The organism is Hyphomicrobium sp. CS1GBMeth3, assembly GCF_900117455.1.
Classification (GTDB): Bacteria; Pseudomonadota; Alphaproteobacteria; order Rhizobiales; family Hyphomicrobiaceae; genus Hyphomicrobium_C.
The window spans coordinates 1,408,468-1,433,129 of sequence record NZ_FPHO01000003.1 but is presented as its reverse complement, the minus strand read 5'-3'; the positions used below and the strand labels follow the sequence as shown (position 1 = coordinate 1,433,129).

At 62.6% G+C, this 24,662-nt stretch carries 17 protein-coding genes and 1 tRNA gene; 4 read left to right on the top strand and 14 right to left on the bottom strand.

The annotated features are described in order from the left end of the window. Positions 1-41: 41 nt before the first annotated feature. From CS1GBM3_RS14030 to CS1GBM3_RS13985, 10 genes are all read right to left on the bottom strand, one after another. Positions 42-692 carry a 3-oxoacid CoA-transferase subunit B gene (locus CS1GBM3_RS14030; protein ID WP_072396047.1) on the bottom strand — a complete coding sequence of 217 codons (651 nt, stop codon included), beginning with the start codon at positions 690-692 and terminating at the stop codon, positions 42-44. Between the two features lie 5 nt (positions 693-697). Then, entirely contained in the window at positions 698-1,345 is a 648-nt protein-coding gene (locus CS1GBM3_RS14025) for a CoA transferase subunit A (RefSeq protein WP_072396046.1), read from the bottom strand. Positions 1,346-1,388: 43 nt separating this feature from the next. Next, positions 1,389-2,171, bottom strand: coding sequence for an enoyl-ACP reductase FabI (gene fabI, locus CS1GBM3_RS14020; protein ID WP_072396045.1), 783 nt, complete (start codon positions 2,169-2,171; stop codon positions 1,389-1,391). After that, positions 2,168-3,385 carry an acetate/propionate family kinase gene (locus CS1GBM3_RS14015; protein ID WP_072396044.1) on the bottom strand — a complete coding sequence of 406 codons (1,218 nt, stop codon included), beginning with the start codon at positions 3,383-3,385 and terminating at the stop codon, positions 2,168-2,170. Before CS1GBM3_RS14015 ends, fabI begins: the two co-directional genes overlap by 4 nt. A gap of 3 nt (positions 3,386-3,388) precedes the next feature. Continuing rightward, the gene (locus CS1GBM3_RS14010) at positions 3,389-4,351 is read right to left on the bottom strand and encodes a phosphate acetyltransferase (RefSeq protein ID WP_072396043.1); all 963 of its coding nucleotides are present in this window, start codon (positions 4,349-4,351) and stop codon (positions 3,389-3,391) included. A 42-nt stretch (positions 4,352-4,393) separates the two neighbouring features. Beyond that, on the bottom strand, positions 4,394-4,822 hold the full coding sequence (locus CS1GBM3_RS14005) for a hypothetical protein (RefSeq protein WP_072396042.1): 429 nt from the start codon (positions 4,820-4,822) through the stop codon (positions 4,394-4,396). Positions 4,823-4,868: 46 nt separating this feature from the next. Then, a complete protein-coding gene (locus tag CS1GBM3_RS14000) occupies positions 4,869-7,151 on the bottom strand; it encodes a DUF3141 domain-containing protein (RefSeq protein WP_083567582.1) in 2,283 nt (760 codons plus the stop codon). A 280-nt stretch (positions 7,152-7,431) separates the two neighbouring features. Beyond that, complete coding sequence (locus tag CS1GBM3_RS13995; protein ID WP_072396041.1) at positions 7,432-8,157, bottom strand: DUF2092 domain-containing protein; 726 nt, start codon at positions 8,155-8,157, stop codon at positions 7,432-7,434. 140 nt (positions 8,158-8,297) lie between these two features. Then, entirely contained in the window at positions 8,298-9,227 is a 930-nt protein-coding gene (locus CS1GBM3_RS13990; RefSeq protein WP_072397517.1) for a DUF2950 domain-containing protein, read from the bottom strand. Between the two features lie 20 nt (positions 9,228-9,247). Then, a complete protein-coding gene (locus CS1GBM3_RS13985) occupies positions 9,248-10,516 on the bottom strand; it encodes a DUF3300 domain-containing protein (RefSeq protein ID WP_072396040.1) in 1,269 nt (422 codons plus the stop codon). Between the two features lie 418 nt (positions 10,517-10,934). On the opposite strand from CS1GBM3_RS13985, the gene CS1GBM3_RS13980 reads away from it, so the two are divergent. The 3 genes from CS1GBM3_RS13980 to CS1GBM3_RS13970 are packed head-to-tail and all read left to right on the top strand — an operon-like array spanning position 10,935 to position 14,321. Further along, a complete protein-coding gene (locus tag CS1GBM3_RS13980) occupies positions 10,935-11,369 on the top strand; it encodes a hypothetical protein (protein ID WP_072396038.1) in 435 nt (144 codons plus the stop codon). A gap of 10 nt (positions 11,370-11,379) precedes the next feature. Then, positions 11,380-12,612, top strand: a complete 1,233-nt coding sequence (locus CS1GBM3_RS13975) for an HlyD family secretion protein (protein WP_072396037.1) — start codon at positions 11,380-11,382, stop codon at positions 12,610-12,612. Between the two features lie 23 nt (positions 12,613-12,635). Beyond that, a complete protein-coding gene (locus tag CS1GBM3_RS13970; RefSeq protein ID WP_072396035.1) occupies positions 12,636-14,321 on the top strand; it encodes a SulP family inorganic anion transporter in 1,686 nt (561 codons plus the stop codon). 37 nt (positions 14,322-14,358) lie between these two features. Here CS1GBM3_RS13970 and CS1GBM3_RS13965 read toward each other — a convergent pair. Next, a tRNA-Arg gene (locus CS1GBM3_RS13965) sits at positions 14,359-14,435 on the bottom strand. 191 nt (positions 14,436-14,626) lie between these two features. On the opposite strand from CS1GBM3_RS13965, the gene polA reads away from it, so the two are divergent. Beyond that, positions 14,627-17,650, top strand: a complete 3,024-nt coding sequence (gene polA, locus CS1GBM3_RS13960) for a DNA polymerase I (RefSeq protein ID WP_083567578.1) — start codon at positions 14,627-14,629, stop codon at positions 17,648-17,650. Positions 17,651-17,741: 91 nt separating this feature from the next. Here polA and CS1GBM3_RS13955 read toward each other — a convergent pair whose 3' ends face one another. The 3 genes from CS1GBM3_RS13955 to CS1GBM3_RS13945 all read right to left on the bottom strand — a co-directional run bounded on the left by CS1GBM3_RS13955 (position 17,742) and on the right by CS1GBM3_RS13945 (position 24,567). Then, positions 17,742-20,504, bottom strand: coding sequence for a [protein-PII] uridylyltransferase (locus tag CS1GBM3_RS13955; RefSeq protein ID WP_072396033.1), 2,763 nt, complete (start codon positions 20,502-20,504; stop codon positions 17,742-17,744). Between the two features lie 38 nt (positions 20,505-20,542). After that, the gene (gene mutS, locus CS1GBM3_RS13950) at positions 20,543-23,395 is read right to left on the bottom strand and encodes a DNA mismatch repair protein MutS (protein ID WP_072396032.1); all 2,853 of its coding nucleotides are present in this window, start codon (positions 23,393-23,395) and stop codon (positions 20,543-20,545) included. A gap of 164 nt (positions 23,396-23,559) precedes the next feature. Then, positions 23,560-24,567, bottom strand: a complete 1,008-nt coding sequence (locus tag CS1GBM3_RS13945) for a l-ornithine N(alpha)-acyltransferase (RefSeq protein WP_244534657.1) — start codon at positions 24,565-24,567, stop codon at positions 23,560-23,562. Positions 24,568-24,662 lie beyond the last annotated feature (95 nt).

Here is a 24,662-nt window from a genome sequence, read left to right as displayed (position 1 = left end):
CACTTCTCCTCCAATGCCAGCTGGCGCCGCGAGCTATCTCGCTAGAGTGTCATCTCGGGCACCTGCTGCGGAATGACTAGTTCGGCGTCCGTCGCCGTTACGACGTCGGCGACCGAGATGCCCGGCGCCGTCTCGGCGAGCGTCGCGCGGCCGCCCGGAAATTGGAAGACTGCGAGTTCCGTCACGACAAGATCGACGACCCGTCGCGACGTGAGCGGCAAGGAGCACTGTTTGACGATCTTCGACTTTCCCTTGGCGCTGTGCTGCATGGCGACAACGACGCGCTTTGCGCCGGTGACAAGATCCATAGCACCCCCCATGCCGGGCACCATCTTTCCCGGGATCATCCAGTTCGCGAGCAGGCCATGCCCATCGACCTCGAGACCTCCGAGTACCGTCAGGTCCACGTGACCGCCGCGGATCAAACCAAAGGAGACTGCACTGTCGAAGGTGGACGCGCCTGGCAGCGCGGTCACAGGGTTACCGCCCGCATCGGTCAGCGTGGGATGCGCCATGCCTGCTTCGGGTATAGGCCCGGTCCCGATCAGTCCGTTTTCCGACTGGAAGAAGATGTGGACGTTCGCCGGAACGAAGTTCGCCACAAGAGTCGGAATTCCGATCCCCAGGTTGACCAGCATCCCCGGTCGCAACTCGCGCGCGATGCGCCTTGCGATGATTTCTTGTGCGTTCATGACAGTCACGCGTTCGCAACGAGGTAGTCGACCAATGGCGCGGGCGTCACCACGTGATCGGGGGCAATCAGGCCAACAGGCACGATGTGCTCGGCGCCGGCGATGACGGTCGCGGCAGCCATTGCAACAAGCGGGTTGAAGTTTCTCGCGGTAAGGGCATACGAGAGGTTGCCGAGGTAGTCGGCCAGGAACGCGTGAACGAGCGCGAAATCGGCGCGAAGCGGGGTTTCGAGCAGGTAGCCCTTCCCATCTACCTCGATCTTGCGCTTGCCCTCTTCGACGAGCGTTCCAACGCCAGTCGGGGTTAGCACCCCGCCGAGGCCATAGCCGCCGGCTCGGATGCGCTCGATCAAGGTCCCCTGCGGAACGAGCTCGACCTGGAGCTCGCCGGCGTGCATTTGTTTCTGCGTCTCGGGATTGAGACCTATATGGCTCACGATCGCGGCGTGCACGCGCCTGGCGCTGATCAGCTTGCCGATGCCTATCCCGGGCTTGGCGGTATCATTGGCGATGACGGTGAGATCGCGCTTACCTTGCCGCACGATCTCATCCACGATCCGTTCCGGCGTTCCAACCCCCATGAAACCGCCGACCATAATACGGGCGCCGTCTGGAATCAGCGCGACGACATCTGAGATCGATATTGTCTTCATGTGTGCCCCCAAATTCTTCGGGGTTCACGAGCCCGGTTTGGGCTTAGTCAATGATGTGATAGCCGCCGTCGATGTAGAGGGTTTCTCCGGTGATCAGCTTAGCACCATTCATGGCCAGCACAGCCACGGCGACACCGACATCGTCGATCGAGACCAGACTGCGACTGGGTGCCTTCGCCTGCGCTTTCTGTAGAAGCTTGTCGAACTCGCTGATGCCCGACGCCGCACGTGTTTTCAGTGGGCCAGGAGAAATGGCGTGCACGCGGATACCGTGCGGGCCAAGCTCGGCAGCGAGATAACGCGTCGCCGACTCCAGGGCCGCTTTGACCGGCCCCATGATGTTGTAGTTTTCGACCACCATTTGCGAGCCGTAGTACGTCATGGTGAAGAGCGTGCCGCCGTTTTTCATGAGGGGCTCAGCAAGCTTCGCCATGCGGATGAAGGACCAGCACGACAGCTCCATTGCGAGCAGGAAACCCTCGCGGGAGCAGTCCACGACACGACCGTGGAGGTCTTCTTTGGGTGCAAAGGCAATGGAGTGAAGGACGATGTCGAGCGTGCCCCACTTTCGTTTGACTGTGTCGAAGACGGTCTCCAGCTCACCGGGCTTCTGCAAATCCAGCGGCATCATTATGGGCGCCTTGACCTCGTTTGCCAGCGGTTCGACAAAGCGCTTCGATTTCTCGTTGAGGTACGTCACTGCCACATCGGCGCCAAACGCGCGAAACGCTTTCGCACAGCCCCACGCAATCGATTGGTCGTTGGCGATGCCCGTCACCAGTGCCTTCTTGCCCTTGAGAAGGGCTAGTGTCGACAGATCGATCATGCGCGTTTCTCCTGGAGACCGACATACTGCCGTTCGCGCGCCACGCGGAGCGTGTGCGTGGCGATCATCAGCTCCTCGTCGGTGGGAATCACGAAGCACGGCACCCTGGCCCCTTTTCGCGAGATGCAGATTGCATTCTTCCTGTTGGCTTGCGTCGAGAGTTCCAGTCCAAGCCATTCGAGCCGCCGGATCACGGCCTCGCGGATTGCAGGTGCGTTCTCTCCGACGCCCGCGGTAAACACGAAGGCGTCGATGCCGCCCATGGCCGCGGCGAGCATTCCGGTGAAGAGGACTATGCGATAGGTAAAGTAATCCAATGCAAACCTCGCCTGCGGATCTCGGCTGGCGAGAAGATCGCGAACGTCGTTGCTGATGCCGGAAATACCTTTGAGACCGCAATCCTTGTAGAGGAAATCTTGGATGGACGGCGCGTCCATTTTCTTTTCGCTCAGCAAATAGAGCACGACTCCCGGATCCAGCTGCCCTGGGCGGGTCCCCATGGGCAGCCCGTCCATGGCGGTGAAGCCCATGGTGCTTTCAACACTCTTCCCGCCGGCGATCGCACACATCGAAGCGCCGCTGCCCAGATGCGCAACGACGACACGACCGCCTGCGATTTCGGGCGCCACTTTAGGAAGTTGCCTCGCGATGTACTCGTAGGACAAGCCATGGAAGCCATAACGGCGCACGCCCTCTGCATAGAGGCTCTCTGGGATCGCATATCTGTCCGCAAGCTCGGGGTGGCCACGATGAAATGCAGTGTCGAAGCAGGCCACCTGCAACAGATGGGGACGACGTTCCAAGATCGTCCGTATCGGGGCGAGGTTGTTCGGTTGGTGTAGCGGAGCCAGGGGCGTGAGCTTTTCCAGCTCGGATAGAATTCCCGTGGTCACGACCACGGGATTTGCATAGTGCGGACCTCCATGGACAACGCGGTGGCCAACGGCACCCGGTAACCTGCCGCCTATCTGAGGACGAAGGAATGCAATGACCTTGTCAAGGGCTGCGGGAATGGTCCCGACCTCAGCCGGGGCCCAGGTCTCATCGGCAAGAATTGTCCGCTGTGCTGTCACCGCGAACAAACGCGGTCGCGTTCCAATACCGTCAACCTGGCCCTTTATCATTCTCTCGAGCCGATCACCCGCCCCAACCGTGAAAAGCTGAAACTTGATGCTCGAGCTGCCTGCGTTGACGACCAGAATTGTGTCGGTCATGGCTCAGGCCCTTATCGGTTCCTGCGTTCTACGGCTGTGGGCGAGAAGCGAGGCAACGGCACAGGAGGCCATACGGGTTCGCACATTGTCGGCGCGCGAGGTGAGGATCACGGGTACGCGGGCGCCAAGGACAATGCCTGCTGCATCAGCCCCCGATAGGAATGTCAGGTTCTTTGCCAGCATGTTCCCAGCTTCGAGGTCTGGCACGACGAGAATCTGCGCTTGTCCTGCAACGGGTGATTTGATGCCCTTGATGCGGGCGGCCTCCAGGCTGATCGCGTTGTCGAAGGCCAGGGGGCCATCCAGGACACCGCCCGTGATCTGGCCGCGTTCCGCCATCTTGCACAGCGCAGCCGCTTCTATTGTGGAGGGGATGCTTGGCGTAACCGTTTCAACGGCCGACAGGATCGCGACCTTCGGCACGCCGAGGCCAAGGGCGACATAGAGGTCGATCGCATTCTGAATGATGTCTCGCTTGGCCATCAGATCGGGCGCGATGTTCACGGCAGCATCTGTGATGAACAACGTCTGAACGTGGGTGGGGACGTCCATGATGAAGACGTGACTGATACGCCGTCCCGTGCGCAGCCCACCTTCCCTGCGCGTCACCGCGCCGAGCAGTTCATCAGAATGGAGGCTTCCCTTCATCACGAGTTCCGCCTTGCCTTCCCGTACGAGCTCGACGGCCCTTTCAGCCGCTGCGACGCTGTGAGGGACGTCGACAACCTCGGTATGGCTGATATCGATGCCGGACGCTTCCGCCAGTCCAACGATGCGTTGCCTGGGTCCGACAAGGATCGGCACAAGCAGCCTCTGCTCTGCCGCCTCCATGGCGCCGCGGAGCGAAGTCTCGTCGCACGGATGGGCGACGGCTGCTGAGAGCGGTAGCAATCGGGACGCTGCTGCAATCAAACGTTCGTATTTCTCGTGACCGTGAATGTGAGAAACAGTGGCCTTCTTCGTCATCGCAAGTTCTCCCGAACTACGAGAGCGGGCCGCCGCCAGGCGCTACCACTTCAAAAAAAGACCGACTTCGCCCGGCATACCTCCCGGGAAGCTGATGATCTCCGCATGCAATTTGTAGCCGTGCGGACGCAACTCCTTATTGAAGAATTCGTATGCCTTCAGAGCAAACCCCTGCAGAGTGCTCGGCCACTCGGGATCCGCGATGTTGATCCTGCGGCCCCCATCACTGCAGTAGCTGCTGGGGAACGTCATGACTTGGATTTGGTGCGCGCCGCGTTGTGCGGCGATGCTTACGGCCTGATTGATGCGCTCGAAGACTTCGGGATGAACGTCGCGAGCCATGAAAGCGTCGCGCAGATCGAGCTGCTGCTGCTCCTTCTTCTTTTGCAGCTTCCTCTCCTCATCCATCTTCGCCCACTCGGATTCGGACGCGATTTGGTCGAGATCAGCGGGACGTAAAAGCGTTACCATTGGTCCTTCCTCCCATCTGTTTATGCTTGGCCATGTGTTCGGCCTATTAATGCTTGCTGCCTCGCGGATCCTGCACATGGGAGTGGCGCAACTCCACCGCGTGCGGGCGCTTACGTCCGTTATCCGCTGGCCCTTTCTCGGTCTCATCTGCGGCTTGCTCGAGGTAGTGATCGACCTCTGCCATGCGCGCCTTGGCCTCTTCACCGCGGAGTGGAACCGCGTCGATCATGCGATGCACGGCCGCCGCCATGCGTCTTGCAAGGCCCGGATCTTTGGCGAGCATGCCGGGAATGGCCGCAACGGCCCGCTGCTCATCGAGCAACACGAGCAGGAATTGCTCACGGAGGACGCGCTTAAATTCCTCAAGCGTGTATCCCTTGCCCGCTTCCCTGCGCAGGGCGCGCAGAAGGTTGAAGCCACGCTCGTCGATTACTCCCTCGGGAAGCCGCACATAGATCAACGCGCGCAGCGCCGCCTCACGCGGACCGCCCTCGGACACTCTGCGTTTGATCTCCGCGATATGCTGACGCACTAACGCCGCATGGGCAGCCGTCATCGGATGCGGCTGGTGCGGCTCTTCGGCGTCAGCCTTCAAGCCGACAAGCGCCTGCAGCAACGACGAGCCGTAGATTGCGTGAAACGTAGCCTCAAGAAGCGTGTCTCGCATGTCTCGGTAGGCATTCAGCGACGTTTCTATGGCGTCCGAAACGGAGCATTGCGCCTGCCACAGGACGTTGCTTTCCAACGCAGGTTGCCTAGCCACCCGAACACACTTTGCGATCCATTCGATCGCTTTCATGTACGGATTTTCGTTGCTGAAGATCTCATACTGGAGACGTAGCGGATGCAGCTGGCGCATGGCGCCCGCCATTCCTTCTGTCATATATGGCCTGAGCCATGGTTGCATGAAGGTGCGATAGAGACCGAGATTGATCTCAGATATGCGCGCGGCGGCCGCGAACTCGCGGTCGTCCCCAGCATCGTTGGCGCCGTAGGCGCGAATGTCGTCGAGTGTGCGCGCCTCGAAGCGAACCAAGTACTCGCCTTCGATCAAATCGCTGTCTTTCCCGGCCGCACCCTTCGGAGTTATGACGGCCTCGTAGAGACCGGGCGGCAGTACGTCGATGAGGTCGATGTTACTCGTGAACTCGTCGTGCTCCTTGCGAGCAACGGAGCCGGAAACGAAGATACCGAGGTGGCCGATGGTCTCATGAACCGCGTAGACGATCGTTTGCCCATGGGCGCGAATGTCGTCGACGGAGCTATAGATATCCAGAATCCAGTCGAGCGCCTGTTGGGGAGGTGTGATGTTGTCGGCCCTCGAGCAGAAAACAAGGATCGGCGATCTGATGTTCCTGAGGTCAATCTGCGTTCCGTCGCTCGTCGCAAGCCGTCCCCTGGACAGTTTGTTGCCGATGAAAAGCTCATCGGCAATGAACTGCATCTCCGCCGCGTTGAGCAGCACATGCCCGCCCCACCACTGCTCGAATTCGAGATAGCGAGGTGCTTCCTTGTCGACATTTGCGTAGAGATTGTATTGCTTCGACCAGAGTGTGTTCGCCGGATTCAGATTCTCGAAATTCGAGACGAGCCAAGCGCCGTCGAATTTGCCGGCTCCGAGATCGCCGGTGAGGGCGGTGAGCCAGCTTCCGCCGAGTAGGCCGCCGGTGTAGCGCATCGGATTTTCGCCGCGCACCCCCGTCCAATAGGAAAGCGGGGACCCTGCGATAATGATCGGGCCAAAGAGTTCTGGTCGCAGGGCCGCCAACATCATGACCGCCCAGCCGGCTTGGCAATTTCCCACGACGGCTGGCTTTCCCTCCGCTTGGGGATGAGTTGCGACGATGCGCTCTAGGAACGCCGCCTCGGCCGTCGCGACATCCTCGATCGTTTGACCCGGGACCGGGTCGGGAAGGAAACCGATGAAGTAGCAGGGGTGCCCGGCCTTGAACGCTACACCGATCTCGCTCTCGGGCTTGAAGCCACCGATGCCCGGACCATGGCCAGCGCGAGGATCGACGATGACGAACGGACGCTTGCTTGCGTCGATTGTGACGCCCTTCGGTGGCTTGACGCGGGCAAGGACGTAGTTCACCGGCCGCGGCAAAGAACGGCCGTCCATGACGAGTTCGCAATCGAATTTCAGGACGTGCGGTGCGAGCTTGGCGGCATGCACTTGGTAGCGCGCGCTGCGCTCGCGCATGACGTCCAGAGCGAGGACGCTACGCTGCCAGGCGTCGATCCAGTACGCCAGAGCGTCCTGCGCAAAATTTACGGACCAATAGTTTGCAGAGGGCTCCAGAGATTTGAGACCGGCTTGCCTACTCATATGCAGCCTCTCGATCTACTCGATTGCGCAACGAGCTCTGTGGAACCTATGGCCGAACTGTCATCCGAGTCATGGCGCCGAGAGTTCCCAGTGTCCGTTTTTTCAGCTCAACGCGATCCACCTTTGTCAATGAGGGCGGTTCGTGCGGACTCACGTGGTTTTTTAGGCAATGAATTTAACAGCGTGAAGGAACAGCGTGTTTTAAAATACAATTTTCGCACCAAAGCCTGTTCCGTTCAAGCTTGCAAAAGGGCCTCGATTGACTTGCATCAGATTCCCGCTAGTCAAATTCAGACGGCCAGACTTCTACTGCTCCGGCGGGCGGGACAAAAACGAACAGATCCGGACGGAATGCTGGGTTCTCCGCCCAAACTAATTCATTCCGTTGTACGGAATTGTCGTTCGAGTCCAAGCTGCGGTTTACAATCTTACACGGGGCGGGGATGCCATCGCGCCTGATCCAGACATCCCAGTGATGTTCGAAACGTTGGACGCTCAAGTGATCACACGATTTTCCGCCGATCGTTTCCAAGCCAATGGACTTCAACGAGATCTGCTCGCTATCGCCAACGGCCCAGATGAAGTCGATCAGCTTCGCCTGAACTCCGAGCAGGCCAATGCCCAGATACATGGTTCCCACGATTGTGTTTCCGGCCGGCATGCGCGCGTACTTCTGGGTTTTCGGCCGGTACATTGTGAATGTCGTGCCGTCCGAGACAAAGATATAATTACCTTTGCTTGAGGACAGCTCGACGCGGAAGCTGCGCGGCTTGCGAATATAATAATGTGCCGTGCCGTGCTGGCCCATTCCGGGCAAGTCGCTCGTTTCACGAAACGAGGTCTGAAACTCAATCTCTGGGGCGTGCGCAAAATATTCGCGCATGCGCTGAAGGGAATTGGCGCCGTCTAATTCAACGACTGTCGCATCCGGGTTGGTCTGAGCGCGGCCGGGCTCGCCACAGACTGCGAAACAAATGGCACAGAACGCAAGAGTCAACAGGCGCATCGAGTGCCTCTCGCCAAGACTTTATCCGTCTCCGTACGATATTTGGCCCGATCCATCGATCAACGAGACGGGCAGATTAACCCTAAGCTCTTGCCGTTTCTCCTTTCCGGACTCGATTGCACAAGCGATCTCGTGGGCCGTTATGGTGTCGAGCCTACCGGGGCCCACCCGGTGCCTGGATCGAACGTTTCGATACGGCTCGCAATGCGGGCGCTGTTTTCGCCGAGATCGTTCTCGAATATCTCGCCGTCCTGATTAACGATGAAGGACTTAACCCCCGAGTTCCCATACTCGGCAGGCGTCGCGATCATGGCAAAACCACCGATCATACGGCCTCTCGCGATGTATTCGCGGCGGCCACCTGCTGCATTGGATCCTTGCTCCGTCAAAATCCGGTAGAGATAGCCGTGATAAGGCGTCTGCCGGGCTTTGCCGCGCCGGTAGCCTTCTGCGCGTGCTTCCGCCACGAGTGGCCCGAGAGGACTCTCCGCCTCGCCTTCGGCGGTCGGCCAATAGAGGCCATCGTGCTTGCCATCGCGGCTCACCAGCCTGCGGGCATATTGGACGCCCCTGCCGTCGTGATCGACTTCAGCATACTCGCGCTGCGCATCGACGTAGGCGCGCAACACTTCGATGGCTGCAAGCTCGTTCTCGCCGATGCGACGGTCGAGAATTTCCTCGGCACCTGCTGCGGTGTCAAAGCGCCACTTTCCGCCCTCGGCAACGAGCGGCAACGGGAACGGAAAGTCGTCCTTGCCGACGTAGAGGATAGTAGGTCCGCTTCCCGCTTGGTGGATTTCATGGCCTTCATCGTATGCGGCAACGAACCGTTCGCGGGCGTTGGCATCAGCCACGGCGTCTCCCGAACTCGCGATCTCCCGGCCGTCTGATCCCAACACATCGAGAATGGCGTCGATATCACCCGATCTTGCGGCGTCGACCAGAGCATCCACGGCCGCTTGCGGCGACGTATAGGTTTGTTGGCCGGCCGCTACTGGCGATGCCACGGCAACAGATGCGGCCAGAAACCACGAGGCCAGGCCGATGCTGGTACTACCTCGAAGAATCATCTGATCCTCCATCGCGTCGACTAACGGCGCCGACCTCCACCTCCACGCCGCCCGCCGCCACCACGCGGGCGGCTTCCTCTAAATTCACGGCTGCCGCTTGGGCGAGGGCGGGCGCTCGGTTTCATCGCAACGCGACTTGCCTTCCCGCGATCCGCACTTCTGCGCACGTCGGAGCCACGCTTAACATCGAATGCACCCGGGTTTGGCTTCTTAGCTTTTGCCCGCTCTCGATCGCGGCTGGCGGCTTTGCGATCCGCGGCGCGAGGCTTTTGACGCTCGCCAACACGATCCTTGACTTTATCGCTTGATCGCTTTCCGGTCTTGTCGCGGGCCTCTACCGCCCTGTCGTCGCCGCGGGGACGATCCTTGTCCTTGAGTCGGCTCTGAATCTCAGCGCGATCGTGGCCGCGGAACTCGTCCTTGCCTTTTGGCCCCCGGTCGGCCTGCTTATACTTGTCGCGCACTTCCTTGTTGCGGTAGGGCACGGATCCGCGGTGATCGGGCCGGTGCTCCCACTTCTTGTTCACGAGCCTGTCGCGATCGACGTTTATTTTGTTCCACTTGTCCACGTCGATATCGATATCGTGGCGATGCCAGTCGCAGCGGTTCCAGCCCCAGATGCCGGCTGCGATTGCCACGCCGGCTCCCCACCAGAAGCCGTCGACGTAATATGCTCCAGGATAGTTCCAGGCGTAGGGTGGATACGACGGGTACCACCAGTCGCCGTAGACCACGGTCGGCTCGTAAGCCGGCACATAGACCGTCTCTGGCGTCGCCGGCTCGATGATGTAAACCGGGCTTCCGTCGGAGCCGGACTCCCGCACAACCTTCTGTTGCTTGTTATCCTTGAGATTGCCAGCTTCGTCGGCCTTGTTACGCAGGAACTGGATCTCATCCATCACCTCGTCCTGCTGCGCAAGGAAGGCGTCGCCCAGCTTCTGCGTCCATTCGAGCTTATCGCTCATATTCTCGAGGACATCCGGGAATTGCACCAGCGCTTTGATGCTTGGGTCCCATTCTTTGCTCTCGAGCGCCTTTGTCAGAGCATCGCCCTTGAGTTTTCTATTTGCTTTATCGGCCCTCCATCGCGACGCTTGCACCACGTCGAGCGGGTAGGTCGAAGCAATGAGGACGTTCGTCAAAAGCTCATCGGGATAGAGGGCTATCGGCGCTAGGAGCTGCTGCAGTTCCTCCTTCTTGAGTTCGTCATTGTCGCCAAAGGCCGGACTGCACGCGAATATCGCAACCGTAAAGGCAAATAACGCCCAAGTGGCAAGTCGGTCGAGCATGGCGATGCTCCCTGATCGACACTGACAATGTCCGCCCGGCCAATTAATTCGGTGCGATGGGCGGCGAAGTGCCTGGCACTTTTATATCATGTTATTTTTACTGACTCAGTGATGCGTCGACGGCAAAACGAGGCCTGCTGCTCGCCGCTTCCTAATCGCGGGCGCTGCTACGCAGATCCTTCTGGATAAAAGGACCTCTAAGTTCTATTTTACAACAAGAGCGAAACCGACTGATAAAGTTTCGCAAGGTGAATTGTTGTTGCGCTGCGATATCAAAACGAGGCGGGGCTGTTCCATAAGGAATTCAATGGGGAGAGGTGCTTCCGGCTCACTCGATCAAGGAGGCACTTGTCGCGCATCGATTCATTTGAAGCAGCAAGACCGGCCAATGGCGCAAGGTGAGTAGGGAGGCAGCCCAATGCCAGATGCACACCCTTTGGCAACGCCGCATCTGCCCTTCTTTATCACCGCGCCTGGTCACACTGACGTTCTCCTCGTCGTGATGGCGTTCGTCCTGCTAGCGGCTGTACTTGGCGCAGGCGTGTTTTTCTTCTGGCTGCATTCGCTACCTGAGCGAATGGTCCACAACAGGGTGCAGTACGACCTCGTCGCCGTTCTGGCGCTTCTCTCGTTGTTCACACACATCCATGCGTTCTGGGTTGCGGCTCTGATCCTCGCCTTGATCAAAATCCCGGACTTCTCGTTTCCAAATTTCTCGAAGCCGCTCGACAGTATCGCGGGATCGCTGGAAACCATGGCCACTGAAAAGCCCGAGCTGCTCGAAGCTACGAAGGGAGAGAAAGGAAGCCAGAACCATCTGCGTCGACGCTTGCCGCAGGCCCGCGTGACCTAGTGAGGGTGCTATGCTTGAGCTGCTTCTCTGCTCATTCTTTACGATCCTGCCGGACTACATCTATCGCCGCTACGGGGAAGGAAAGCGGCTCGGCGTTGAGATCGGATTCTATTCGGTTTGGTACGAGTTGAGATACGGGATCACCGCATGCCTGATGTTAACTGTCGGATTGATCACTGTGATCTTCTACTTCCATCCCTCTACGACGAACGTCACAGGCTATTTTCGGACTGTGCCGATCCTGCCGGAGACAAACGGTCGCGTCGCAGAGGTCCTCGTGGAGTTCACGGGGAAGGTGAAGAAAGACCAACCGATATTCCGACTCGACGGCCGAAAATCTGAGGCAGCGCTCGAGGTTGCAAATCGACAGATCGCCGAGGTGGATGCCGCCATGGTCGTCGCGCAAGCGGACATAGCCGCCGCAGAGGGGCAGATCCAGCAGGCTAAAGGCGCTTATCAGCAGGCCCTGGACGAGCTCGCGACAAAGGAGGAGCTGCAGCGGCGCAACCCAGACGTCGTAGCGCAAAGGGAGATCGAGCGGCTCCGTAACGTGGCCGACGGGCGCAAAGGGTCGCTCGCAGCATCCGAAGCAACCAGAGAAGCCGCTCAAGTCAAATTGACAACCTTACTGCCGGCTCAGAAAGCCAGCGCAGAGGCTGCCAGGAACCAAGCAGAAGTCGAGCTTAGCAAGATGACCGTTCGCGCAGGCGTCGATGGTCACATAGAGCAATTCACTTTGCGAGTAGGGGATGTCGTCAACCCGCTGATGCGGCCCGCCGGCGTGTTGATACCGGCCGGCGCGGGTCGCCAGTACCTCATAGCGGGCTTCGGCCAGATCGAGGCTCAGGTTATGAAGGTGGGAATGGCCGCCGAGGTGACTTGTGCCTCGAAGCCGCTGACGATCATTCCGATGGTCGTCACTGCCGTGCAGGATTTCATAGCCGCCGGCCAGGTGCGAACGTCAGAGCAACTGGTCGATGCGCTGCAGACGGGCCGCCCTGGAACCCTCACGGTCTTTCTGCAGCCGCTGTACGAAGGTGGACTGGACGGCGTCACCCCGGGCAGTAGCTGCATTGCGAACGCGTACACCAACAATCACGACAGGCTGGCACACGGAGATGTCGGCGTCGGATCTTGGCTCTTCCTGCACGTGGTAGATACGGTCGCCCTCGTACACGCCATGATCCTGCGCCTTCAGGCGCTTGTTCTGCCGATCAAGGTCCTGGTTTTCACAGGACACTAACGTCGAACACTAAGGTTCGGTAGATGCGTTCCCTCGCTAGCGTCGCGCCTGGCCTCGCTGAGCTGCGCCACTACAGGTGGGGCGACGCGCCGGCTGACGTTAGAGCCGGGTTGTCAGTAGCGGCCGTTGCTATTCCAGTTGCCATTGCCTACGCGGAGCTTGCAGGCTTCCCTGCGCAAGTCGGCTTGTATTCGAGCATCCTTCCACTCGTTGCCTATGCCGTTTTCGGCTCGTCGCGCCAGCTCATCGTCGGACCGGATGCAGCTACGTGCGCGGTGGTGGCAGCCGCCGTTGCTCCTCTCGCCGGCGGGGATGCAACGACCTATGCGTCCCTTTCGATGACGCTGGCGTTTCTCACCGGCTTCATTTGCATCGCGGCAAGCTTTTTCCGGCTCGGCGCCCTAGCTGATTTCCTCTCCAAGCCCATTCTCGTTGGCTTTCTCAACGGCGTTGCGCTGTCGATCGTTCTTGGACAAACCGGAAAAATCCTCGGCTTCGATGTTCAGGCCACGGGGATCGTCCCCCGCTTGGTGGAGATCGTCGACAAACTCGATCAGACCCACATTCCGACACTCGCCCTGGCCGCGGCGACTTTTGCCGTTATCGTCGTCGTTCCGCTTCTTTGTGTATGGCTTCCAGGGGCGCTCGTCGGTTTGGTTCTCGCGGGTGTCGCTGTCACGGCATTCGGCCTCGCTTCGGCCGGCATCAAAACACTCGGCGTGGTGCCCGCTGGATTGCCCGCCATCACCCTGCCGCACGTGGATCCTGCGCTTCTGCCTACGCTTTTGGCCGATGCCGCAGGTCTGGCATTGATTAGTTTTTCAAGCCTCATGCTGACATCGCGGAGCTTCGCCTCGAAAAACGGCTATGAGGTGGATCCTGATCGCGATTTCGCTGCGCTCGGTGCGGCCAATGTCGCGTCAGCCCTGTCGCAGGGCTTCGCCATCAGCGGAGCCGACTCGCGCACTGCAGTCAGCGATGTATCGGGCGGGCGGACCCGCGCCGTAGGCTTGGTCGCGGCAGCATCGCTCGCGATTGTGCTGCTTTTTCTGACGGAGCCGCTGCAATACGTTCCCAACGCGGCGCTCGGCGCGGTCCTCGTCGTGGCAGGGCTGTCGCTCGTCGATGTCGCAACCGTTCGCCTGATCTACCGCATCGATCGAACGGAGGCGCTTCTTTCGGTGCTTGCCACTCTCGGTGTCGTAGCCGTAGGTGCCGTCAACGCCATTCTGTTGGCTGTCGTCCTTGCGCTCATGCGCTTCATCAGACTTCTTTCCCGCCCGAGCATCGAAATCCTGGGCAAAGTCGACGGCTTTCCGGGACTGCACTCACTCGAGCGTCATGAGGCGGGACAAGCGATCCCGGGGCTGCTGCTCTTTCGCTTCAACGCCCCGATCACGTTCTTCAATGCCCCCTACTTCAAACGCGAGGTCATGAATGCGGCCGATCAGGCTGGGCCCGACCTGCGGCACGTTGTTCTCGACCTACTTCCGATCCCGAGCATCGATGCGACCGGACTTCTGACAATGGTCGAGGTGGTCGACGCACTCAACGCGCGGGGCATCGATCTCAACGCTGCGGGGCGAGCAACCGAATGGCGCCTCTGGATGCAGGCACGCGGCTTCGAAGAACCGCGCATTCGCCTCTTTCCCACCCTGCGACAGGCGATCCGTGAACTGTCTGCGGGTTCAACTTCGCCTTTGCCCTGACAAGAGGTCGTCCGAAGGTCTCTCTCTTGTTCGAGAGTGGCGCACCCGACAGGATTCGAACCTGTGACCTCTGCCTTCGGAGGGCAGCACTCTATCCAGCTGAGCTACGGGTGCAGCTTTGATTGAGGCAACGATTCACCCGCCAGGCGGTAGAACCTGACGCGCTCGTGGCCTCTGGCCGGAGCCCCTGATAGCGCATTCCGGCAGGCGGGGCAAACGGCCTCTCGGCCTCCGATTGTGAATTGACACGGGCCGCGTCAACCAGGGGCTGACCTCGGCTCGCCGGATCCTTATATTGCGCGGCCATGAGCGAACCTTCTCCCGCCGTTTCCAAGCGCCCCGCCCCCCAGTGCTCCGTGCCCGAGGGCGAGCCCGTGCCGATCATCAAGGGTAGCCACGTCTACCTTATCGACGGATCCGGCTACATTTTCCGCGCCTTCCACGCGCTTCCCCCGCTTACGCGGCCGTCGGACGGGTTGCCGGTCGGAGCCGTGCACGGCTTCTGCGCCATGCTGTGGAAGCTCCTGGTCGAGACCAAGGCGTCGGAAGCGCCGACGCACCTTGCTGTCATCTTCGACGCCTCCGAGAAGACGTTCCGCAACGAGATCTACCAGGACTACAAGGCGCACCGGCCGCCGGCGCCCGAAGAGCTCGTGCCGCAGTTCCCGCTGATCCGGCAGGCCGTGCGCGCGTTCAACGTCGCCTGCCTCGAGCAGCTCGGCTACGAGGCCGACGACCTCATCGCGACTTATGCAAAGCACGTCGTGGATGCGGGCGGCGATGTCACCATCGTGTCATCCGACAAGGACCTGATGCAGCTCGTGCGGCCGGGCATCGTCATGTGGGACGGCATGAAGAACAAGAAGATCGGGCGCGACGAGGTGTTCGAAAAATTCGGCGTGTCGCCCGACAAAGTCATCGACGTGCAGGCGTTGGCCGGCGATTCCACCGACAACGTGCCGGGCGTGCCGGGCATCGGCGTCAAGACGGCGGCGGAGCTGATCACGAACTTCGGCGATCTCGACTCGCTGCTCGCGGCGGCGAGCTCCATCAAGCAGCCGAAGCGCCGGGAAAAGCTGATCGAGTTCGCCGAGCAGGCGCGCATCTCGCGCGACCTCGTGCGCCTCAAGGAGGATGTGCCGGTCGAGATCCCGGCCGAGCAGCTCGGCGTGCAGGATCCCAATGCCGAATCGCTGCTCGCCTTCCTGCGGCAGATGGAATTCACGACGCTAACCAAACGAATCTCGGAGAAGCTCGGTGTCTCGGCACCGGCGAGTGTGAGCCCTGTCGCTGCCGAGGAGAAGGCCCCCGTGACGACCGCCCGTCGCGAGCCCGCCGCCAGCCCGGCGCCGCAACGCGAAGGGGCTTTAGCGGCATCTGATACGCACGGGCCGGGGACGCCGGCTGCGGGAGCGGCCATCCTTTCGGCGAAGATCGCCAAGCTGCCGTTCGACCGCGCGGCCTATGAAACCGTCATCAGTCTCGACCGTCTCGCCTGGTGGATCGCAGCAGCGCGGGACACCGGCCGCTTCGCGTTCGATCTCGAGACGACGGCGCTCGACTGCATGACCTGCGATCTCGTTGGGTTCTCACTCGCCGTCGCGCCGGGCAAGGCCTGCTACGTGCCGGTCGGGCATCGCCCGGCGGAAGGCGGCTTCGACTTCGGCGACAGCGGAGGGCTTCAGCAGGCGCCGCTCGCCGAGACGCTGGCATTGATCAAACCGCTGCTTGAAGACACATCGCTGCTCAAGATCGGGCACAACATCAAGTTCGACATGCTCGTCCTCAAGCGCTACGGCATTCGGCTCACGCCCATCGACGACACGATGCTGATCTCCTACGTGCTCGATGCAGGCCGCTCTGCGCACGGCATGGACACGCTGGCCGAGCGGCATCTCTCGCATACGTGCATCGCCTTCGAGAAGGTTCTGGAGCTGGCCCCCGGCAAGAAGGGCGAGAAGAACTTCGCTCAGGTGCCGATCGAGAAGGCGGCCGAGTATGCCGCCGAAGACGCGGATGTGACGCTCCGGCTCTGGCACAAGCTCAAGCCGCAGCTGGTGGCGGAGCGGCTCACGGCTGTCTACGAGACGCTCGAGCGGCCGCTGGTGCCGGTCATCGTCGGCATGGAGCACGCCGGCATTCTCGTCGACAAGTCCGTGCTGTCGCGGCTCTCTTCTACGTTCGCGCAGACGCTGACGCGGCTCGAGGAGGAGATCAACGGTCTCGTCGGGCACAAGTTCAACCTCGGCTCGCCGAAGCAACTCGGAGAGCTGTTGTTCGACCGGCTCAAGCTGCCCGGCGGCAAGCGCACCAAAAGCGGGCAGTGGGAGACGCGTGCGGGGCTGCTCGACGACCTCGCCGCCAACGAGGACGTGCCGGAGAGCGCGCGCGGGCTGATCAACAAGATGCTCGAATGGCGGCAGCTCTCGAAGCTGCTCTCGACCTATACCGATGCGCTGCCGGCGTTCATTCACAAGGACACGGGGCGCATTCACACGAGCTATGCACTGGCCTCGACGACGACGGGGCGGCTCGCGTCGTACGATCCGAACCTGCAGAACATTCCGATCCGCACCAAGGAGGGGCGCGAGATTCGCACCGCCTTCATCGCGGACAAGGGCAATGTGCTGGTGTCGGCCGACTACTCGCAGATCGAGCTGCGCGTCTTGGCGCATATCGCCGACATTCCGCAGCTCAAGAACGCCTTCGCCGATGGGCTCGACATTCATGCCATGACGGCGTCCGAAATGTTCGGCGTGCCGATCAAGGGCATGCCGCCCGACGTGCGCCGGCGCGCCAAGGCGATCAACTTCGGCATCATCTACGGCATCTCGGCGTTCGGGCTTGCCAACCAGCTCGGCATCTCGCGCGAGGAAGCCGGCGCCTACATCAAGACCTATTTCGAGCGCTTCCCCGGCATCCGCGACTACATGGAGCAGACCAAGAAACACGCGCACGACGTCGGCTACGTGGAAACGATCTTCGGCCGGCGCATCCACTATCCGGAGATCAACACCAAGAACCCCGGCGTGCGCGGCAACCTCGAGCGCGCGGCGATCAACGCGCCGATCCAGGGCAGCGCCGCGGATGTCCTGCGTCGCGCCATGGTGCGCATGGGACCGGCGCTGGCCGACGCGAAGCTCGACACGGCGCGCATGCTTTTACAGGTGCACGACGAATTGGTGTTCGAGGTGTCGAAGGGCGAAGCGGAGACGCTGATAACGGTCGCGAAGGACGTCATGGAAGGCGCGGCGTCGCCGGCCGTGGAGTTCTCGGTTCCGATCCACGTGGACGCGAAGGCCGCCGCGAACTGGGAAGCGGCGCATTAGGCCGAAGGTGCTTCGGCATATCCGGTTTCCTTGCCCCGTCGAACCACGCGGCCCGCGCCGTCGGCGCGGCAAGGGGAATGCAGCACCGGATTTATGAGGAAGCTGGACCCGTGAGGATTTGGGTCAGGCGCTCCTTGATGGCGTCTTGGCGCGCTTCGTTCGCGATCTTCTTGTTGGTCAGGTCCGTCACGTAGAAAACGTCAACGGCCTTCTCGCCGAACGTCGTCACGTGGGCCGACGCAATGTCGAGCGAGAGGTCCGCGAGTGCGCTAGTCAGCTCATACAAGAGACCGGTGCGATCGCGGCCCGCGACTTCGATTACCGTAAAAGCATCCGACAGCGTGTTGTTGATATAGACCTCGGGCGCCACCGTGAAGGCTTCCACGCGCGGCGGCATCGGACGCCGGCCTTCGAGCAGCGCCGCAACCCACGTGTCGCCGCGCAGGAGGCGTTCGATCGTGTCCTCGATACGCCGTGCGCGGCGTATCTCGTCCTCATCCTCGTGGAACTCGCGCGCGAGCAGGAAGGTGTCGAGCGCGAAGCCATCGCGCGTCGTCGTCACATGGGCGCCCAAGATGTTGGCGCCGTTGGCGGCGCAGGCACCGGCAAACAGCGCCAGCAGACGCGGATGGTTCGGCGCGAAAACGGTGAGCTCCGTGATGGCCGTGAAGGCGTCTGTCGTGTGATCGGCGGCGAAGGTCTTGCCTTCCTTTTCCGCGCGCTGCAGCAGGCGCGCGTGGTAGGCGCGGCGCTTCGGCTCCGTGCGCAGCCAGTAATCGGGATAATGGCGCTCGATGAAGCGGTCGACCTCCTCCTCATCCCAGTCGGTCAACGCCTCTCGCAGCTCCTTCTGTGCTTCCGCGACGAGCTTGCCGCGCGGAATCTGCGTGTGGCCACCCGAGACTAGGGGCTCCGCCTCTGCGTAGAGCGTGCGCAGGAGTTGGCCTTTCCAGCCGTTCCAGACTCCCGGGCCGACGGCGCGAATGTCAGCCACCGTCAGCAGCAGAAGCAGCTTCAGGCGCTCTGGGCTCTGCACGATGTCGGCGAAGTCGCGCACGGTCTTCGGGTCATTAATGTCGCGGCTCTGCGCGATGTTGCTCATGGTCAGGTGCTGCTCGACGAGCCAGACCACGGTGTCGGTCTCGGCCGGCGTGAGCCCCAGCCGTGGGCATAGCCTGCGTGCGATCTCGGCGCCGACAATCGAGTGGTCCTCGATGCGCCCCTTGCCGATGTCGTGCAGGAACGCCGCGACGTAGAGTACGCGACGGTTCTGGATGGTCTTGATCAGCTCCGTCGAGAGCGGCAGGTCGCCGGCCGAGTTGCCGCGCTCGATCTCGGTCACCTGGCCGACGGTGCGGATCAAGTGCTCGTCGACGGTATAGTGATGATACATGTTGAACTGCATCATCGCGACGACGTGGCCGAACTCCGGAATGAAGCGGCCGAGCACGCCGCTCTCGTTCATACGACGCAGCGTTGCCTCCGGGTTCACGCGGCCGGTCAGTAGCTGCAGAAAGATGCGGTTCGCCTCGGGATCGTGGCGCAGCTTCTCGTCGATCAGGCGGTACGAGTGGCGAAGCTGGCGGATCGCATTCGGATGCAGGAACGTGTTGGTGTTCTCGGCCTGCGCGAAGAAGCGGATCAGATTCACGGGATCGCGCTTGAACACGTCAGGATCGGCGATGTTCATACGGCCGTTGTCGATGCGGAAGTCAGTCTTCTCGCGGATCTGACGGCGCGTCATCCAGGTGAGCGGGTTCAGCACGCTCTCGAGCACGGGCGAGCTCTTCATCTGCTGGATCTCGAGCGCCGAGCACAGGATCGTCGTCAGGTCGCCGACGTCCTTGGCGACGAGGAAGTAGTGCTTCATGAAGCGCTCGACGGCGCGCAGGCCGCCCTTGTCGCGGTAGCCGAGCTTCTCGGCGAGCACGGGCTGCAACTCGAATGACAACAGCTCCTCGGGGCGGCCCGTGTAGAAGTGCAGGAAGCAGCGCACGGTCCAGAGGAAGTTCTCGCACTTCCTGAAGGTGGCGGCCTCTTCCTTCGTGAAGATGCCACGGGCCACGGTCTCGGGGCCGACCTCGTGGCCCAAGAGATATTTCGAGAGCCAGTGCAGCGTGTGCAGGTCGCGCAGGCCGCCCTTGCCGTCCTTGATGTTGGGCTCGACGCGATAGCGGCTCGCGCCCGCGCGGCGGTGGCGCTCGCTGCGCTCGGCCATCTTTGCGTCGATGAAGGCGCGCTCGGAACCGCGGATCACGTGGTCACGGAAGCGGCGCTCGAGCTCGGCGTAGAGGCTTTCGTCGCCGTGGATCAGCCACATGTCGAGAAGCGAAGTGCGTATCGTGGTGTCGCTCTGCGCGAGCTTGACGCACTGGTCGACTGTGCGCGTCGCGTGGCCGACCTTGAAGCCCAGGTCCCACAGCACATAGAGCATGTACTCGGCGACGCTCTCGCCCCATGGCGTCTGCTTGTAGGGCAGGAGGAACAGGAGATCGATGTCGGAGCCAGGCGCGAGCATCTCGCGGCCATAGCCGCCGGTCGCGACCACCGCCATGCGCTCGGCGTCGGACGGGTTCGTCGCCCGGTACACGTGCGCGATGGTGTAGTCGTAGAGCAGGCGGACCAACTCATCCTGGAAGCGCGCCAGGCCCTGGGCGCAGCGGCGCCCGTTGCCGTCGGCCTCGAGTTGCAGACGCGCCGTGCCGCGCGCCGCCTTGACCAGCGTCTTCAACCGCTCGACCACGGCCGGGCGCGCCTCTTGCGGGCTGCCGTGGGAACGGACCAGGGCGGTGAGGGTTTCGCGCAGCTCTCGGGGGTCGAAGTAGGGAGCCGGCGGGAATTGAGACTTATGCATCGCCAGATCCTAAGGCATTGGCTCGCGTCGTGTGACTATCATTTGCCCGTCGCATCCGCCCGAAGCTGCTTCAAGCGGTAGAGCGCGTCGAGGGCCGCCTTGGGCGAAAGCTCGTCGGGGTTAATGGAATCGAGCGCCGCCTCGACCTCGGACGGGCCGCTTGCGGCGGGCGGATTCTCCGTCCGGGCGGAGGCGAACAGGGGCAGCTCCTCCAGCGGCCCGTTGGACTGGCCACGGCGGCGGTCCGCCTTCTCCAAGAGTGCCAGGACCTCGCGGGCGCGGCCGATAACGGGCGCCGGCAGGCCTGCGAGCTTCGCGACCTGGATACCGTAGGAGCGGTCGGCCGCGCCGGCCTTGATCCGGTGCAGGAAGACGATGTCGTCGCGCCACTCCTTGACGTCCATGGTCACGTTGGCGACCGAGGCGAGGCGACCGGACAGGGCCGTCAGCTCATGGTAGTGGGTGGCGAACAACACGCGCCCTGCGCTTGTTTCGTGCAGGTACTCGACGGCAGCCCAGGCGATGGAGAGGCCGTCGAACGTTGCCGTGCCGCGGCCGATCTCGTCGAGGATGACGAGCGAGCGCGACGTCGCCTGGTTCAGGATGGCGGCGGTCTCGACCATCTCGACCATGAACGTCGAACGGCCACGCGCGAGATCGTCGGCGGCGCCGACGCGGCTGAACAGGCGGTCGACGACGCCGATGTGCGCCTCGACCGCCGGCACGAAGGACCCAATCTGGGCCAGGATGGCGATCAGCGCGTTCTGGCGCAGAAAGGTCGACTTACCCGCCATATTAGGGCCGGTGACGAGCCAGATGCGTGCGTCCGGCATGTCGTCCTGAGCCGGCGTGCTCTCTGCGTCGGCGCGGCCCAGGACGCAATCGTTGGCGACGAACTGCGGGCCTTTGGCGCGACGCAGAGCCTGCTCCACCACCGGATGGCGGCCGCCGCGGATCTCGAAGGCTTGGCTATCATCGACGACCGGGCGGACATAGCGCTCATTGTGAGCCAGGTGAGCCAACGCCGTCGTGTGATCCAGCTCTGCGAGCGCGGCGCCGACGTCGGACAGCACCCGCTCCTCGCGGGCTACCGCCGCAGCCAGCTCGTTGAAGATCTCCTGCTCGATCGACAATGCCCGCTCGGCGGCGGAGGCAATGCGGCCCTCGATCTCCGACAGTTCGACCGTGGTGAAGCGCATGGCGTTTGCCATGGTCTGGCGGTGCCGGAAGATGTCGGACAGTGGCGGCTCGGAAAGCGGCTTGGCGTTTGCCTGCGTCACTTCGATGAAGTAGCCGAGAATGTTGTTGTGGCGGATCTTGAGCGTTTTGATGCCGGTTTCTTCGACATAGCGGCCTTCCAGCTCGGCCATGACGCGGCGGCAGTTGTCGCGCAGCGCGATCGCGTCATCGAGGGCCGGCCGGAAGCCGCGGCGCACGAAGCCGCCATCGCGGCGCAGGTGCGGCGGCTCGTCGACGAGGGCCGCATCGAGCAATGCGCGCAGCTCGGCGCCCTGGCCGTCAATGCGCTTGAGCAGGCGTGCCAGCTCATCGGGGAAATTGATCACGCCGGCCTTGGCGCTCAAGTGGCGCGCGACCTCGGCGGATGCGGCGAGGCCCTGAGCGATGCCTTTCAGATCGCGCGGGCCGCCGCGGCCGAACGCGAGGCGTGAGACGGCGCGGGCGAGATCCGGCGCGCCCTTGAGCGTTGCGCGCACCGCGTCGCGCAGCGGCTCGTCATCGACGAGCAGGGCGACGGCGTCGAGCCGAGCCTCGATCGCGTGCGGGTCGGTCAGCGGCGTCGCAAGCCGCGCGGCCAGCTCGCGGGCGCCGGCTCCAGTCACGGTGTGGTCGATGGCGTCGAGCAGGCTGCCCGCCTTCTCGCCGGACGTCGAACGGACAAGCTCGAGGCTGGCGCGGCTCGCGGCATCGATGACGAGCGTTGCGCCGGCGCCCGAGCGGTGCGGCGGGCGCACGACGGGCTTCTTGCCGATCTGAGTGAGGTCCACGTAGCGCAAGAGCGCGCCGATGGTGGCAAGCTCAGCCCGCGAAAAGGTGCCGAACGCGCCAAGGTCGACGACGCCGAGGCGCGCCTTCAGATCGCGCTCGCCGGCCAGACTGTCGAACGACGCCTGCGGCACCGGCGTGGCCGCGCCGCCAGCGCGCTCGATCCAGGCCTTGAGGTCCGCTTCGCCGATCAGAGCATCCGACACGATGACCTCGCTTGGCGCGAGGCGCACGAGCTCGCCCGGAAGATCGCGCCCGCGCGTCTCGCCGACCTCGAACTCGCCGGTCGAGATATCGAGGGACGCCAGCGCCACGCTCGCATCGGAGCCGATCAGCGGCCCCTCTGCCTCGGATGGGGCGCGGAAGAGCGCGGTCAGGTAGTTGCGGCTCTTGGCGTCGAGCAGCGTCTCCTCGGTCAGCGTACCGGGTGTGACGAGGCGAACGACGTCGCGCCGGACGACGGCCTTGGAGCCGCGCTTTCTGGCCTCGGCGGGATCCTCGAGCTGCTCGCAAACGGCGACGCGGTAGCCGAGCTTGATCAGGCGCTGCAGGTACTCGTCGGCGCGCACTACGGGCACGCCGCACATGGGGATGTCCTGGCCGAGATGCTTGCCGCGCTTGGTCAGCACAATCCCTAGCGCCTGGGAGGCAACGACCGCGTCGTCGAAGAACAGCTCGTAGAAGTCGCCCATCCGGTACCAGAGCAGGCTGTCCGGGTTGGCCGTCTTGATCTCGAGGAACTGGGCCATCGAGGGCGTCGCCTCGCCGATGCCGGCGGCCGGCGGCGCGGAAGCCTGAACGGCGGGGGCATCGCTGTCGGCTGCGGCCGCGGGGGTCGGATGGACCTCCGCCGCGTCGTCCCTGCGATTTCGTCGTGCCCCCGCCATGCGCCCGCTGCCTCCGTTCCCGGCCCACGGATAGCCGGTCGGAGGTGGAATTGGAAACCCTCCGGGCAGCGCATCGGGGAAAAAGGCGGGGACCGTGTGTCACGGGGCTCAGAACGCCCGAGGCCCCCCGGGTTCTCCACACGGGCAGTTGATTGCCGTCGAAGCTAAACCTCGACGGCGACGCGGCTTCTCAGCTCGTCGGGGGCGCCGAAGTAGCCGAAGTAGCGCGGGTCGATGTTCTCGACCGGCAGCACGATCAACACATCGATGGTTCCGAACTGGCGATCGATCACGGCGCCGTCGCCGACAAAGGCGCCGAGCCGCAGATAGCCCTTGATCAGCGGAGGCAGTGCTTTCAACGCTGCTTTCGTGTCCACCTTATCGCGGGGGACCCGGTCCATCGGGACATAGAGCCGGTCATGGGCGCGGCAGCGCCACTCGTCCGGCGCGAGAGCATGGTGGTGCAGGAAGCTCAGCGCCATAGCGTGGGCCTTGGGGTCGGTCCCCTCGAAGCTCGCGCAGCCGATCATGACGTCGACTTTGTGCTCGCGCACATACGTCCAGAGGCCGTGCCAGAGCAGCTCCACCGAACGCTTGGTGCGGTAGGGCTGAAGCACGCACGAGCGGCCCAGCTCCATGAAGCGGTAGCGCGGGGACTTGGCCGCAATCAGCGGGCCGATGTCGTACTCGCCCGCGGTGTAGAAGCCGAGCGATCGCTGGGCGACCTCCTGGCGCAGCACGCGGTAGGTGCCGACGACGTGGGGGCGGCGGGAGCGGGCCCAGGCGCCAGCTACTGTCCGCGCGCCGACGCTATGATCCTCGACCAGCAGGTGATCGCAGATGGCGTCGTAAGGATCCTGATCGAGGCGGCGCATGCCGGCGATCATGCTCGGCGTGGCGCTCATTTCCTCGTAGAACACCTCGTAGCGAAGCCGCTGGGCGCTCAGGATGTCCTTGCGTCCCTGCGCCAAGCGCACTTCGAGGTCGCCGATGCGGCCATAGACCTTGGCCGGCGGCTTGCGCACGAACGGCAACATCGGTGCCGGCTTGGCATCGTTCAGCGTGCGCAAAGCGAGGAGGCCGCGCGGCGCATTGAGGCGCGGGCGCTCCTGCCACCGCCCAGCGATGCGCTTCGTGATGCCGCGCATCCTGCCTTGCCGAGCGATGGTCATGGACGTTCCACCTGCGATGGGCGCCGAGGCTCGCGGCGCAGTTAACTGACGGCTTCAGGAGCATCACATCCCCGCGTGGGCAGGAACGCGGCTCG

Bases quoted from the DNA above. Each gene is read 5' to 3' on its own strand.
- CS1GBM3_RS13990 (WP_072397517.1), bottom strand. From the start codon at position 9,227: ATGATTCTTCGAGGTAGTACCAGCATCGGCCTGGCCTCGTGGTTTCTG.
- polA (WP_083567578.1), top strand. From the start codon at position 14,627: ATGAGCGAACCTTCTCCCGCCGTTTCCAAGCGCCCCGCCCCCCAGTGC.
- CS1GBM3_RS14030 (WP_072396047.1), bottom strand. From the start codon at position 692: ATGAACGCACAAGAAATCATCGCAAGGCGCATCGCGCGCGAGTTGCGA.
- CS1GBM3_RS13985 (WP_072396040.1), bottom strand. From the start codon at position 10,516: ATGCTCGACCGACTTGCCACTTGGGCGTTATTTGCCTTTACGGTTGCG.
- CS1GBM3_RS14005 (WP_072396042.1), bottom strand. From the start codon at position 4,822: ATGGTAACGCTTTTACGTCCCGCTGATCTCGACCAAATCGCGTCCGAA.
- CS1GBM3_RS13945 (WP_244534657.1), bottom strand. From the start codon at position 24,567: ATGACCATCGCTCGGCAAGGCAGGATGCGCGGCATCACGAAGCGCATC.
- mutS (WP_072396032.1), bottom strand. From the start codon at position 23,395: ATGGCGGGGGCACGACGAAATCGCAGGGACGACGCGGCGGAGGTCCAT.
- CS1GBM3_RS13975 (WP_072396037.1), top strand. From the start codon at position 11,380: ATGCTTGAGCTGCTTCTCTGCTCATTCTTTACGATCCTGCCGGACTAC.
- fabI (WP_072396045.1), bottom strand. From the start codon at position 2,171: ATGATCGATCTGTCGACACTAGCCCTTCTCAAGGGCAAGAAGGCACTG.
- CS1GBM3_RS13970 (WP_072396035.1), top strand. From the start codon at position 12,636: ATGCGTTCCCTCGCTAGCGTCGCGCCTGGCCTCGCTGAGCTGCGCCAC.
- CS1GBM3_RS14010 (WP_072396043.1), bottom strand. From the start codon at position 4,351: ATGACGAAGAAGGCCACTGTTTCTCACATTCACGGTCACGAGAAATAC.
- CS1GBM3_RS14025 (WP_072396046.1), bottom strand. From the start codon at position 1,345: ATGAAGACAATATCGATCTCAGATGTCGTCGCGCTGATTCCAGACGGC.
- CS1GBM3_RS13980 (WP_072396038.1), top strand. From the start codon at position 10,935: ATGCCAGATGCACACCCTTTGGCAACGCCGCATCTGCCCTTCTTTATC.
- CS1GBM3_RS13995 (WP_072396041.1), bottom strand. From the start codon at position 8,157: ATGCGCCTGTTGACTCTTGCGTTCTGTGCCATTTGTTTCGCAGTCTGT.
- CS1GBM3_RS14000 (WP_083567582.1), bottom strand. From the start codon at position 7,151: ATGAGTAGGCAAGCCGGTCTCAAATCTCTGGAGCCCTCTGCAAACTAT.
- CS1GBM3_RS14015 (WP_072396044.1), bottom strand. From the start codon at position 3,385: ATGACCGACACAATTCTGGTCGTCAACGCAGGCAGCTCGAGCATCAAG.
- CS1GBM3_RS13955 (WP_072396033.1), bottom strand. From the start codon at position 20,504: ATGCATAAGTCTCAATTCCCGCCGGCTCCCTACTTCGACCCCCGAGAG.